At 38.7% G+C, this 14,326-nt stretch carries 10 protein-coding genes; 3 read left to right on the forward strand and 7 right to left on the reverse strand.

Annotated elements, in window-relative coordinates:
• Nucleotides 1–487 precede the first annotated feature (487 nt).
• From AB3I12_RS09090 to AB3I12_RS09100, 3 genes are all read right to left on the reverse strand, one after another.
• Nucleotides 488–700, reverse strand: a complete 213-nt coding sequence (locus tag AB3I12_RS09090) for a hypothetical protein (protein WP_010720912.1) — start codon at nucleotides 698–700, stop codon at nucleotides 488–490.
• A gap of 246 nt (nucleotides 701–946) precedes the next feature.
• A complete protein-coding gene (locus AB3I12_RS09095; protein ID WP_010720913.1) occupies nucleotides 947–1,288 on the reverse strand; it encodes a YlbF family regulator in 342 nt (113 codons plus the stop codon).
• Nucleotides 1,289–1,353: 65 nt separating this feature from the next.
• A complete protein-coding gene (locus AB3I12_RS09100; RefSeq protein WP_034867921.1) occupies nucleotides 1,354–3,525 on the reverse strand; it encodes a PBP1A family penicillin-binding protein in 2,172 nt (723 codons plus the stop codon).
• Between the two features lie 207 nt (nucleotides 3,526–3,732).
• Between AB3I12_RS09100 and AB3I12_RS09105 the strand changes: the two genes are divergently transcribed.
• Nucleotides 3,733–4,587 (forward strand): RluA family pseudouridine synthase, encoded by an 855-nt coding sequence (locus tag AB3I12_RS09105; protein WP_063627557.1) that lies wholly within the window; start codon nucleotides 3,733–3,735, stop codon nucleotides 4,585–4,587.
• A gap of 103 nt (nucleotides 4,588–4,690) precedes the next feature.
• Here AB3I12_RS09105 and AB3I12_RS09110 read toward each other — a convergent pair whose 3' ends face one another.
• From AB3I12_RS09110 to AB3I12_RS09120, 3 genes are read right to left on the reverse strand one after another with little or no spacing between them, the layout of a single operon-like run.
• Nucleotides 4,691–5,551: an ROK family protein gene (locus AB3I12_RS09110; RefSeq protein ID WP_034700407.1), complete on the reverse strand. Its 861-nt coding sequence runs from the start codon at nucleotides 5,549–5,551 to the stop codon at nucleotides 4,691–4,693.
• Nucleotides 5,552–5,554: 3 nt separating this feature from the next.
• Nucleotides 5,555–8,236, reverse strand: coding sequence for an alpha-mannosidase (locus tag AB3I12_RS09115; protein ID WP_063627558.1), 2,682 nt, complete (start codon nucleotides 8,234–8,236; stop codon nucleotides 5,555–5,557).
• Nucleotides 8,237–8,246: 10 nt separating this feature from the next.
• Nucleotides 8,247–9,548: a glycoside hydrolase family 125 protein gene (locus tag AB3I12_RS09120; RefSeq protein ID WP_063627559.1), complete on the reverse strand. Its 1,302-nt coding sequence runs from the start codon at nucleotides 9,546–9,548 to the stop codon at nucleotides 8,247–8,249.
• A 154-nt stretch (nucleotides 9,549–9,702) separates the two neighbouring features.
• Between AB3I12_RS09120 and AB3I12_RS09125 the strand changes: the two genes are divergently transcribed.
• Nucleotides 9,703–10,749 carry a substrate-binding domain-containing protein gene (locus tag AB3I12_RS09125; protein ID WP_063627560.1) on the forward strand — a complete coding sequence of 349 codons (1,047 nt, stop codon included), beginning with the start codon at nucleotides 9,703–9,705 and terminating at the stop codon, nucleotides 10,747–10,749.
• 1 nt (nucleotide 10,750) lies between these two features.
• Nucleotides 10,751–12,910, forward strand: a complete 2,160-nt coding sequence (locus AB3I12_RS09130) for a GH92 family glycosyl hydrolase (protein ID WP_063627561.1) — start codon at nucleotides 10,751–10,753, stop codon at nucleotides 12,908–12,910.
• A 182-nt stretch (nucleotides 12,911–13,092) separates the two neighbouring features.
• On the opposite strand, the gene AB3I12_RS09135 is transcribed toward AB3I12_RS09130, so the two are convergent.
• Nucleotides 13,093–14,304 carry a dicarboxylate/amino acid:cation symporter gene (locus AB3I12_RS09135; protein WP_063627562.1) on the reverse strand — a complete coding sequence of 404 codons (1,212 nt, stop codon included), beginning with the start codon at nucleotides 14,302–14,304 and terminating at the stop codon, nucleotides 13,093–13,095.
• Nucleotides 14,305–14,326: the final 22 nt, after the last annotated feature.

Raw genomic sequence — 14,326 nt, forward strand, 5'->3', positions numbered from 1 at the left:
AAGCTAATCAGTTGAGATTGCCGTAGCAACTTTTATATCATATCAGAGTGACATTTGTTTGTCAACTCTTTTTTAAAAGTTTTTTCGACTTCGTTTTTTAGAAGTGTTTCAGCAACTCATTTATCATAACTCGTCGTTTGTTATTTGTCAACAACTTTTTTGAAGTTTTTTTCGATGAAATCAACCTTCATAAGCTATTGATTTTTTACGACTTAGTTATCTTATCACCTTAAAAAGTAAATGTCAATGAATTTTTCTAAATAAATTTCACGATCTTTTTCTCTTTTTCAGCAACGTCAATTACTTTACCATTAAAAAAAAGAATGGTCAAGCTAAAAATTAATTTTAGCAGCACCTTACTTTATTTCTCTCTATTGGTCTAACCTACTTTAGTTGCCTATCTTCTTATTTAGACTCATCGGTACTTCAGACGATTACTGCAATGACTAACTATTTTCATGCTCAAACATCAAATATCTCTCATATCTTACTTTCGATACCGCACACCTTTATAAATAGCTAATGGCAAGATCACAAAAAGAAACAAGAGAAGAATATCGATCAGATATTGGTCGCTAAAAACATTTGTTAATGGCTGATTTGTAGTTAAAGAATAAAATGCGGGTAGCAAAATAATCGTGAAAAGATACGAGCCACTGATTTCCCAAAAATCTTTCCAAGAAAATTTTTTGTGTTTCATCGCTCCACCTCCTTGCTTTATATGAGAGAAATTCACTACTTGAATAGACATTTCTACGCTTCTATAATAGACAAAATCAGCTATTATAGCTAGGTTAACAATAATTATTTATTAAACAATGAAAAATAAGCTAATTTTCTATGAGTTATCCCCGTCTGATTTCTTCATACTAAAAAAGCAACGCAAAACAATTTTGTTTTACGTTGCTTTTGCTTGTTCTGGCTAAATTATTTTCTACAACGTTAATTACTCGCTGTATAAATCTCTAACTGGTGTCATGATGATGCGATTCAAGTCATTGATGATCGTGCTGAATTGTTGTTCTTTTTGCATCAAATCATTGATCACTTCTTCTGATTGAATTTTCATTGCCATTTCTTGCGCTTTCATTGCATCTTCATCGCTAAATTCTTGCCCGCTCATTTGTTTTTCCTGCAATTCGATTTGCATCGCTTGAAAATCTTTGAATAGACGATGTGCTTCTTCATTTGCTTTAACTTTTGCATAGGCTTCTTCTAAAGCTTTGAATTCTTGCAATTCGCGAATCTCGCGTTCGATTTGATTTGCGCTATCATAAATATTTGACATAGTTAGCCTCTTTTCTATAGATCGTTTAGTTTTATTGTACCATTTGTTTATCGTTTTTCATAGGATTACTGTCCTTGATATTTCCGCCAGAGATCTTTCGCAGCTTCACCTAAACCTCTTACGCCTTCTTTTACCATATCACCGATATTTTTCAGCCCATCTTTAGCTTGTTCCCCGTATTTATTCAGATTTTCTTTCCATTGTTCTGAGTTCTCATTGGTTTGCGTATTATTATTGACTTGATCAGCAGGGACTACTTTTCCGCCAGTCGCATATGCATCTGCTACAGGGAAAGGCTCTTGCTCGGTATAAGGAAGAATGCCTTCTGCGGCCGATTTGAAGACTTTACCAACCACATTCCCACTTGTTCCTGCTAAATAATGCAATTCACTAGACTCTTCATATCCCATCCAAGTTGAAATCACGACATTAGGTGTATAGCCAACAATCCATTGATCGTTAGCTTTGGTAGGATCAAAATTGGTTTCAGTCGTTCCTGTTTTCCCTGCGACTGTGTAACCAGCCGGTTTAGCTGCAACGGCTGTCCCATTAGAAAAAGTCCCAAGCAGCATTGAAGTCATTTGATTAGCCGTTTCTTCTGAAATGACTTGTTTAGGTTTTTCATTGGTCTTGTCAACAATTACTGCACCCGTTGAATCCACGATTTTAGTAATCAGATGTGGTTTGTACATTTTACCAGCGTTAGCAAATGCACTGTATGCTCCAGCCATCGTTAACGGCGAAACTCCCTTAGCTAAACCACCTAATGCTAAACCATAATACTTATCTGATTTCGATAGAGGTAATCCAAATTCTTCTGCTTTATCATAACCTTTTTGAAGACCGATTTCATGAAGCAACCATACAGCAGGAAGATTCAAACTTTCAGCAACCGCCTGATACATCGGTACTTCACCACGGTACGTTCCGTCGTAATTATGAGCTTTATAATAAGATAATGGTTCATCTTTCAAAATACTTGCTGGGGTGTATCCCGCTTCTAACGCTGGTGCATACACACTCAAAGGTTTGATCGTTGAGCCAGGAGAACGTTTCATTTGTGTTGCAAAACTGAATCCCCGGAAAACATGTTCCCCACGTCGCCCTACCAGCGCCTCAACTCCACCAGTTTTAGGATCTAATGCGACTGATGCGGATTGAACCATTGCCCCATCCGCAGCATTTGCCGGAAATAGTGCATTGTTTTGATACGTTGTTTCTAATTGTTTTTGATAATTTTGATCAAGTGATGTATAGATTTTGTATCCTTTGTTCATCACATCTTCTTCATCTAAACCATAATCATTGACTGCTTCATCAATCACGGCATCAAAGTAATAAGGATAGCGATAGCCTGATTCCGAATTATCATACGTATCTTTCACGTATTGTTTGATATCCACTTTGCTTTCCGTTTGGTATTGTTGTTTCGTGATCTTGCCGTTTTCTTCCATGACACTCAATACGGTGTTTTTTCGATTGTTTGCATTTTCTGGATGATCGATCGGATTATAGATACCCGGACCTTTAAGCATCCCAGCTAACGTTGCGGCTTCTGCTAAATTAACCTGATTAGCATCTACCCCAAAGTATTTCCTTGAAGCATCTTGTACGCCCCATACCCCATTTCCAAAATAAGCATTGTTGAGATACATGGTCAAAATCTCTTCTTTGCTGTATTTCTTTTCAATTTCAATGGCTAAAAATAATTCTTTTGCTTTACGGTCAAAAGTTTGATCAAGTGTCAAATAAGCATTTTTAGCTAATTGTTGGGTAATTGTACTCCCACCTCCACCAGAAGTGCCACCTGAAAGGACCATCCGAACTGCTGCCCGAGCGATCCCTTTGATATCAAATCCATGATGCTGATAAAAATTACGATCTTCGGTTGAGATAACCGCATTTTGGATATCTGGAGAGATTGCATTCAATTCCACATAAGTCCCTTTTTGAGCATACAGGGTGCCTGCTTCTTCATTCTTTTTATCATAGATAACGGTAGACTGACTTAGCCCCGATTTTAACGTGGAGACATTTGCCTGTTTTGCTAAAATAAAAAGATAGATACTGACGATCAATACACAGATCAAGCCAATCAATAGGATCAGTTTATTGATATGATACTTTTTCCATATACGTTTTCGCCATCGATGGAATCGCCCTAAATAAGGTTTAATCCAATGCCAAAAACTGATCAAAGCAGCTTTTATTTTACTTAAAATGCTTTGAAAATCCATTTATTCTTCTCCTGTCTATTTGATTGAATCGCCTTATTCTACCACAGGTACGTTCTTCATTCTTCCTGCTTGAGATGTAGGCAAACTGTTTTTTTAAGTTTTGACGATAGTTTAGCATAAGAAGTATCAGAAATTAGTCACTTTTTTCTTAAATAAGTTTTAAAAATGGTACAATAGAGCTGCATTTTTGCTAAAAGGAGTATTTTTATGGAAATCACGATCACGTTACCTGACACTCAGCCAACAACCACCATTCGAGAATTATTAGAACAAGAATGGCTCGTTCCAAGAAAAGTCCGCCACTTTTTACGTATAAGAAAAAATGTGTGGATCAATCAAGAACCTGCCTTATTTCATTTTGAAGTCCACGCTGGTGACCATATTACGTTACGTTTTGAAGAAACTGATTATCAATACCAAGAAGTCCAATTGGGTAAATCTTCCTTCGTCCAACCATTATATGAAGACGATCATTTACTCATTGTCAATAAACCCGCCGGCATGAAAACTCATCCGAATGAACCAACTGAAAATGATACTTTATTGAATCACTTAGCTGCGTATTTAAAGAAAAAAGAGCAACGCCCTTATGTCGTGCATCGATTGGACAAAGAAACAAGTGGTGCAATTTTATTTGCTAAAAATCCCTTTGTTTTACCTATCCTAGGCAGAATGTTGGAACAAAAGAAGATTTATCGACGATACCAAGCACTTGTCTGGGGAACAATCAAAGAGGATTTGATTTTAAAAGATAAAATCGGTCGTGATCGGCACGATCGCAGAAAACGGGTGGTAGATCCTCATAAAGGTCAAACGGCTCTCACACATGTTTCCGTTGATCAAGTAGTAAATGGTCAGACTCAGGTTTACTGTGTCTTGGAAACCGGACGTACTCATCAAATCAGGGTCCATCTCTCTCACATTGGTCATCCCATTGTCGGTGATCCACTTTACCAAACACGGTCTGCGAACCGTCTCATGCTCCATGCGTTAGAATTACACATGTCTCATCCTTTCACGCAAGAAACCATTGTCGCAAAAGCCCTCCCTGGTCTATGGTAAAGACACTATTGTGAGGAGCGATCCACTACTGATCACAATCAAAAAAACGGCTAGGGACACACCTCTAGCCGTTTTTTATTACTATATATAGAATATATACACCTTATTGTTTACCATGTTCTTTTTCTGCTAAAAGCAAGCTGCCAATAATTCCACTCTCATTCGGCAGACCCCAGCGTACAATGTACTCATCTACTTGTGGCGTTTCCATGTACCCACCCATTAACTCAACGAATTGTTGTCGAATTTTATGCAACAAGTGGTCTTGATTCATCACTCCGCCGCCTAAAATGATTTTTTCAGGAGCTAACGTCAACGTATAATTGATCAATGCTTGAGCAATATAATAGGCTTGGATGTCCCATATTGGATGATCTTGAGGAAGTTCTTGGCCTTTGATTCCAGTTCGTGCCTCAATTGAAGGTCCAGCCGCTAATCCCTCCAAACAATCTTTGTGGTAAGGACATGTTCCTTCATAGGTATCCTCTGGATGACGTTTTACCCAGATATGCCCCATTTCTGGGTGGGCAAGTCCAGAAAAGATATCTCCTTCAAGGACCACACCGGCACCAATCCCTGTACCGACAGTCAAATAAATACAACTCTTTTTCCCTTGTGCGGCTCCTTTTAGCAATTCGCCGTAAGCTGCTGCATTCACATCTGTCGTCCAAGCCATCGGAATCCCGTAACGTTCTTGGATGCTGCCTAAAAAATTGTAGTTTCCCCATCCAGGTTTAGGTGTTGCCAAAACATACCCATAATTATCGGCATTTTTATCAATACCGATCGGACCAAATGAACCGATCCCTAACGCCTCTAGTTCATATTGATCAAAAAAATCAAATACTTGCTTTAGTGTTTCTTCAGGTGTAGTTGTAGGAATACTTACTCTTTCTACGATAACGCCTTCATTTGAAACGGCACAGATGAATTTTGTTCCCCCTGCTTCTATTCCACCATACATTGCTTATTCCTCCTCGAATCCGATTGTCCGAATTTCATAAGGTCTAACGGTCGGAGCAATCGTTTGCTCAACTGTTTCTTCTAGCAGATTCAATAATTCCCCTTGTTTCCCATTTTTAGTGATTTGTAATGGTGAATCAAGACCGGACAGATTAAACCCACGCACCACTACTTTATCACTAAATTTACTTCGTTTCAAAGCAGTAATTGCAAACGTTTCCCCTTCGCAAGTTAAATAGCTGTTTTCAGCTGGCAAGGTTCCTGTTTGAATCGCCATTTGCGTGGTAGAAAAAGGAATCTGTGCGCTATAAGCATGATGGTAACTAGCAAATTTTTCTTCTGGCTGATGCACTTCGATACTGTAGTTAAAGCAATGTACCCCATGACATTGGGCTTCTGGTGTTGGAAAATATCCCCAATCTCCTAATTCCCCTACACAACGTAGTAAAGTCACCGCAATCACACTGTCATCGATTACTTCATATTCATTTAATCCATAATTGCCAACTGTTACTCCATAATCGTTTCCTTCTAAATGAACGAACGCCTGTTGATGCTGTGGATTTGTTGGATTTTCCCAACTACTTGATACATCATTGGGACGGGTAACCACTTCAAAAATACTATCAGCTTGATGTTGTTTCACATGTAACTTTGTTGGGAACAACACACGTAAGCGATGATCATCCATTTGATTATTCACTTTTGTTTCAAAGTCGATTTTTTTGCTGTCTTTTCTTAAAGTGATAACAGTTGTTACTTCTAACACACGCTTTTCTTTTGAACGACCTGCTTTACGGTGACGAAACTCAATGACCATCTGTTGTTCTTTTGCTAAACGTTCATCAGCAGCTACTGGGATCAATAATTCCTGGGTAACTTTTACTTGTGCTAATTCACTCGTATCAGTTACGACTTCTACGGTACTTTGATCATTTTCCTTTGATAAAATAGGTTGGTCATTTTCAGGCTGTTTGAAGATATATTCATTTCCAATATCCCCAACATTTTCGAATGTCAATAATTCATCTAGTTGTTTGCCCGTCGTTTTGTCTTTCAACGTCAAGGTGCCATTCGATTTGATTTCTAGCCGAACTTGTTGATTTTCTAATACTCGTCCATCGTTTTGGATCATCGTCTCTTTTTCTTCTTTAGCTTTTCCTTCTATTAATAAGTACGTGTTCCAAGAAAAAGCTGGCATTTCGCTCACTGGTAAAGTGACCGTGATTTTTCTCGCCATGTAAGGAATCCTAAACCGATCTTTGGGCAGATCATAATCAAACGTCACAAATGTTTCTGATAGTGACGCAGGGACTTCTTCACCATTGGATGTTTCTACATGGTAGCTTTTTGGTGGTTGCTTTTCTAGTTCTTCATATAATTTCTCAGGTATTCCTTCTGCAAAACATTTTCTTTCTAACTCAATCGTTATTTCTGCTTCACCAGTCTTTGCTGATCCAGCCGTGTTCATAACTAAGAAAGGATAGCTTTTTGCTGGTAAGCTGCTAGTGTCGATCGCTTGAGCAAGTTGCCTGATCGCTTCTTCTGCTAAATACTTCCCTACTTCATCTGCTTTTTCAAAACGTGTCATCATTTCTCGATGGACAGAATCAACCGAGCACCCGCAAATACTGTCATGTGGATGATTTTGCATCAACGTTTTCCACGCATAATCTAATTGATCATGGGGATATTTACCAGTAACTTCATAAGCCATCGTTGCTAATGGCTCAGCAATATTTTCAATTTGTCTTTGAACTTTAGTATTCCATTGTTTTAAATAGACACGTGCTGAAGCAGTATTCGCTAACGTATACCAGCCATCTGTTTCCTGACTGGTCAACTCTCCCTCAACGGAACCAAGTTCTTCTGGCAAGTCCTTTTGCACCGCTGCAAGATAATCGACAAAATTGGAATGGATAAATTCATACTCTGGATATAATTCATTCGCTAATTTGATTGCTGCTGTTACATCCTTTTGAACCGGTTGATGATCCACTCCATTCATCATCAACAGATGATCGGTTGATGCGTATTGCTCTGCATCTGCCAGCTTTTGATCCCAAAAGGCTCTTGCTTTCTCTTTTTCAGCCGGGATCTCATTTCCATTACTGTACCAATTGGCAAACAGTAACCCAAAGATTTCTGTGCTATCTGGTCCTTTCCACCACATTTCAGAATATTGAGAAGAATAATTTTCTGCTTCCAAGACTTGATTATCAAAGCCAATTGGTTTTACGCCTCGTCCAAAAGCAGCAGCTGAAAGTCCTGCTTGTTTCATCATTTGTGGTGTTTGCCCCATATTTCCAAAAGTATCCGGGAAATAACCGAGCATCACAGGCGTTCCCCACTTCTTACTTTCTTCCATTCCAATCAACATATTACGGACATTCGCTTCTGAACTGATCAAGAAATCATCTTGTAAAATATAAAAAGGACCGATCCTTAATTTACCCGCATCAATTGCTCGTTGCACCGCTTCTTTCTTTTCTGGACGTACTTGTAAATAATCATCTAAAATAATCGTTTGTCCATCTAAATGGAAACTATTGAAATCTGGATCGGTTTCAAATAATTCCAAAAGATCATCCATCAATTCGACTAAACGCATATGATGCTGTTCATAAGCCATGTACCATTCACGATCCCAATGACTGTGTGAAATGATATATACTTTCTTTTTCATTTTATTCCTCCTATTTCGCTACTCGAATATCAAAGTAATCCATCACTAATTCACAAAACATCATGTTCGCCCAAGAGAACCATTCTCTGGTGTAGTTGTTTGGATCATCGACATCAAACCCCTCGTGCATCAAATGTGTACCAGCATCTGTCGCAACTAATAAGTCTAAAATCCGCTTTTTCTCTTCTTTATCTTCAGTGGTCATCCCTTCCATCGCTAATGCAATCGGCCAGATGTAATTTTCTGGAGTGTGAGATGATCCGATCCCTTTTGCATATTTCCCTTCATAGAAGTAAGGGTTCTCTTTACTTAGTAACGTTTTTCTCGTTGCCAAATATTGTTCATCTGTGGTAGAACAGTAACCTAAATACGGAGCAGCAATCAAATTAGGTACATTACTGTCATCCATAATAGAAGCGTTTCCTAATCCATCAACTTCATAAGCATAGATGGTTTCTCCTTGTTGGTTTTTAGTCAACGCATAGTCTTCGATTCCTTTTTGGATATCTTCTTTTAAACGTTTGGCTTCTTCAAGGATTGCTTTACTACTTGTTTCTTCCGTGAGAATGTTCGTAAAGATTTCTTCAATATAACCCAGCACTACTACAGCAAACATATTTGAAGGAACGAGGTAGCCATATTGACACGCATCATCGCTTGGACGAAAACCAGACCAAGTCATTCCAGTTGGTGCAACTGCACTTCCACGCCCATCGTTGACTAAGGTATCTTCTTTCCTCGTCGTATCTCTTTCGAAAGTATAAGGAGATTGATTGTGATCTTGTTCGGTTTTGAAGACATGTAAGGCTTTTTTGATTCCTTCAACAAACGAATCATTCAATTGGTCCGTTCGACCAGTGTTCTTATATAATAAGTAAGCTAATTGGATAGGATAACATAAGGAATCGATTTCATATTTACGCTCCCAGATCCAATCATTCATTTCAGTATGGTCACTTTGATGCCCCGCTCCATTTGCTTCTTCATTAAATGCGTTTGCGTATGGATCGATGTTGATATATTCAAATTGTTTTTTGACAAGCCCACTAATCATCGAAGCTAAGTCTTCATCTTCTTTTGCAATGACTAAATATGGACGGACTTGAGCGGTGGAGTCACGCAACCACATCGCTGGAATATCACCAGTTAATAAAAAAGTCGTCCCGTCTTCATGTCTTTTGACTGTCGTTAACAATGTATTGGCAAAGGCAGCAGAGAAATTCGCGGCCCAATCTGCATGCTCTTCCCCACATTTTGCAGTAATTTCATCCATAAACTGTTGAACTGACTTTGGTATATCTTTATATGCCATTTATTTTCCTCTTTTCATTATTGATATATCATAAGAGGATTATACCTCGTCGTTTTACAATTGTCTACGCTTTCAAAATGAGATTTTTCTTATTTACTTTTAGTGGTTTTATGCTATGATCTTTATATGATATATCTTATAAGAAGGTGCTTTTATGAATCAACCACTATACCAACAAATCTTTCATGACTTACAACAAGCAATTGCTGATGGATCGTTACCTGTTGACAGCCAGGTACCTACCGAAAAGGAATTGTCCACCAAGTATCAAGTGAGTCGAATCACTTCTAAACGTGCATTAACTGAATTAGAACAATTAGGTCTGATTTATCGTGTCAGAGGAAAAGGCAGTTTTGTCAAAGCAACGACTAGTGACCTTAATAGAAACGATGTGATTAAAAATAGTCGCATCCTGTTCCTACTTCCCTTTTTATCTGACCTTTCTGTCGGAGATTTTACAAAAGGACTAAATCCATTGATGCAAGAAAATCAGTTAGAAGTCATGATGACGACTGTTGATTTTCTGGCAAACAAAACGGCGAAGGAAATCATGCAAGAATTTGACGGAATGATTTATTATGCGTTTGCGACCGATCAACATCTGGATCTGCTCTTTGAATTATCATTGAAACAATTCCCAGTTGTTGTTTTAGATAAAAAAATCTATGAACTTCCTTTTCCAACTGTCCTTTCAGATAATTTCCAAGGTGGTTCTTTGGCTACGGCTCATTTGATTTCAAAAGGGCATAAAAAGATTGCCTATCTTTTTGGTGAACAGGCGCATCCACAATCTGTCCGACAACGATACTTGGGTTACCTGGAAGCTTTGGACAAAGCCAATTTGCCGTTTCATACAACTTTAGATGCAAAAGGCACTACGATTGAAACGTTACTGACCTACATCAATGAACATCAGGTCACTGCGTTTGTCTGCGAAAACGATCTGGTAGCTATTCAAACGATGAATCATTTAAAACAACAAGGCTATCGTATCCCAGATGATTTTTCGATCGTTGGATTCGATGATATCCAAGCAGCCGCTTTAGTTGATCCACCATTAACAACGATTGCTCAAGATTTCCACCAACTAGGAGAACTTGCAGGAAATGCTTTGATCACTTGGCTCAAAACAAATAACATTCCCGAAGATACGAGCCAACCAGTCTCATTTATTAAACGACATTCAACAAAGGAGATTTAACATGAACATTCAACATATTGATACTCGTCACGGTACAGCCAATCAAGCGAACTTCTCAAATGGGAACTGCCAGCCTTATACTGGTGTTCCTTTTGGGATGAATTACTTTGCCCCACAGACAACTGATCAAAAAGGTAGCTGGTGGTTCCATCCTGATGATCACACCTTCCAAGGCTACCGTTTGACTCATCAGCCAAGTCCATGGATGGGTGACTTCAGCTATTTTGTCTTCACTCCGATCAATGGGTTATTACCTGAGAATACCCTGTTCCATGCACAAAGTTCGTATCGTCCAGAAGAAAGCACATTCTGTCCGACTCATTTAACGATCAACCAATTACGTGATGGTATTCGCTCCACGTTGATCCCTAGCATGTACGGTGGTGTCCTAACCATTGATTACCACAAAAATGAGAGCGGTCTACTTTTGTCGTTTCCTGGTAAACATCAATTAGTTCTAAAAGATCCCTATACGATTGAAGGACAAGTCACTCATTTTGCAGGCGCCGAAGATCCTGATTTCACGTTCTATTTTGTCTTACATTTTGAACAGCCAATCCAATCAAAGGATTTGTCACAGTTAACAGCCGATGATGCTGGATCGGTTCCGATTTATTTTGGCGATGTAAAAAAACAAGTCATTCGTTTCGGTACTTCCTTCATCAGTTCTGAACAAGCTTTATTTAATCTAGAACAAGAGTTACATCAAACACCTGATGACTATTTGCTGAATAGTTCACAACAATGGCAAAACTATTTTGACCGAATCAAAGTCGAGCATCATGATCCGCAACAGTTACGGACGTTTTACCACAATCTCTACCGTGTATTTTTATTCCCACAAACGTTCTATGAAATCGACTCGACCGGACAAAAAATCCATTATGATACCACTAGTCGAAGTGTAAAACCAGGTGTACTTTATACCAATAATGGTTTTTGGGATACTTATAAAACAGTGTATCCACTTTACTCTTTGATTGCTGTCGAAAAATATGAAGAGATGCTTGAAGGCTTTTTGAACAGCTATCGTGAAACTGGCTTTTTACCAAAATGGCTTTCGCCAGATGAGCGTGGACTCATGCCAGGAACATTGATTGATGCAGTGATCGCTGATGCCTCGGTTAAGGGAATCCGTAAAGATTTAATGGCTGAATTTCTCGAAGCAATGAAAAAAGGTGCTACGATCCAAAGTGAAAAACAAAATTACGGACGTCAAGGAACGACTGATTATCTAAAATATGGTTATGTACCAAATACTTACCACGAATCAATCAACCACACCCTTGATTACGCTTATAGTGACTTTTGTATCAGCCAAGTAGCCACCGGTTTGAATGAAGCAGCAACCGCACAACACTATCAAAAGCAATCTTTCAATTATCAAAATGTCTTTGATCCGGAAACCGGCTTCATGCGTTCCAAAGATCCCGAAGGAAGATTCCGTACTCCGTTTTCTTCCACACGTTGGGGTCAGGATTATGCAGAAGGTAGCGCTTGGCAAAGTAGTTTTGCTGTTTACCATGATTTTGCTGGTTTGATCAATGCTCACGGTGGACCAGATCAATTTGAAGAAAAACTGATTGAATTATGTAACCAAGCACCGACTTTTGAAGTTGGCGGTTATGGTTTTGAGATCCATGAAATGAGTGAAATGGCAGCGATCGAGTTTGGACAAGTTGCCATCTCCAATCAACCAAGCTTCCACTATCCTTATTTATTCAGTTATATTGGTAAACCCGAAATGGCACAACCATTGATCAAACAATTGCTGACACAAACATTCGATGATACCCCGACTGGTTATCCAGGAGATGAAGACAATGGGAGCATGGCAGGTTGGTATATCTTTAATAGTTTAGGCTTTTATCCTGTCACGCCAGGAACAGGTGAATATGTCATCGGGATGCCTTTAGTCGACAAAGCTGTGCTTACGTTGTCTAATGGTGAACATTTAACAATCGAAACAAGCCCTAATCACCCACAACAACAATTTATCCATGAGATAACAAGAAATGAAACTAGCTATCGCAAACTCTTCTTTACACATGAAGACTTGCTGACTGGTGGCATGATTGCTTATCAGTTGGGGATTGTTCCTCCTAATAAGACACGTTCAAAATCAGATCTACCTTACTCCTTATCGGAGGCGAATGTATAACTCTAATTTTTTCTGAAAACGAAGAATCAGTAGTCTAGTTTTCATTGGTGGGAATAAACAGAAAAAGTGAGGTTTCAATCCTTTGGCGGATGTTAGACAAGTATGCCCTACCTCCTACTGACAATAATAAAAACATCCTTTGAGAATAAGCACCTCTCAAAGGATGTTTTTTGTGATCGTTCTTACTCTTCATTAAAAATCTCATGATTGATTTCATTGACAGATTTAGCAACCAAGATTGCTGAATAGACATCTGAATGAACATTTAAGATCGTACGCAACATACCAACCAGCCATTCAACTCCCCCAAAAATTGCAATGCTTTCAATGGGTAAACCCATTTGTGGAACGATGATTGCTAATGATACAAGTCCAGCACCCGGTACCACAGCATTTGCCAACGAAACAAAGGTAGCGACAACTGCTAAATAAATCAACTTCGTTAAATCAAAATCTACTTGGTACATTTGAGCGATCGTCATTACCGTCACAGTCATGTGTAGTGCTGAACCATTACTATTTAATGACATCCCTAAAGGTAACACCAGATGAGTGATTCGTTTGCTTAATCCAAGTTTGTATTGTGCTTCTTCTAGTTCCACAGGCAAAGTGATCGCTGAAGAAGTGGTTGCTAAAGCCACTAGCGACATGTTTTTCATGTTACGAATGACTCGTAACGGGTTTAAATGGCAAAAAAGAGTAATGATCAACAGCCAAAAACCTAAAAACAAGATCGTGCCTACACTATAAACCAGTAAATACTTCAACAACGGTACAATCACTTGGATCCCTAGTTGACTAATACTTGACGTGACCAGTGCAAAAATCCCGATTGGAGCCAAGCGCATCACATAATTGATTACTGTAATAATTACTTCGTTAAAATCAATCACCAGTTGGAAAAGCTGTGATTCAGGGTGCTTTTGTAAATAATGATTTAACGCTAAGCCAAAAAATAGCGCAAAAACAATGAGCTGGATAATTGTTCCTTGTGCGAGTGACTCAAAAATATTTTTAGGTACAAAATTGATGAGCGTATCTTGAAGCGAAATCTCTTGGACTTGAATCCTTTCCTGCGATTCCCTTAAGCTGATTCCTTGTCCCGGATGAAAGAAAACAGCAATTACTATCCCCCAAGCAGCTGCTAAAAAGGAAGAAACTGCAAATGCAGCCATGGTCCTTGCTCCAATGCTTGTTAATTCTTTGAGCTGAATACCTCCGAGTGCTTGAATGATCTGTCCTAAAATCAATAAGGGGATTGCCATCTGCATCAGTCTTAAAAAGATTTCACCGATTGGTTTCAATACAACGTTACTTTCAGGAAAAATAATCCCCACAATGATCCCAATGAATAAAGCTAGACTAATTTGCGTGATCATGGATAATTTTTTCATCGTCTTCTACCTCATTTGTCGA

The organism is Enterococcus sp. C65 (assembly GCF_040887165.1).
Taxonomy (GTDB): domain Bacteria; phylum Bacillota; class Bacilli; order Lactobacillales; family Enterococcaceae; genus Enterococcus_B; species Enterococcus_B hirae.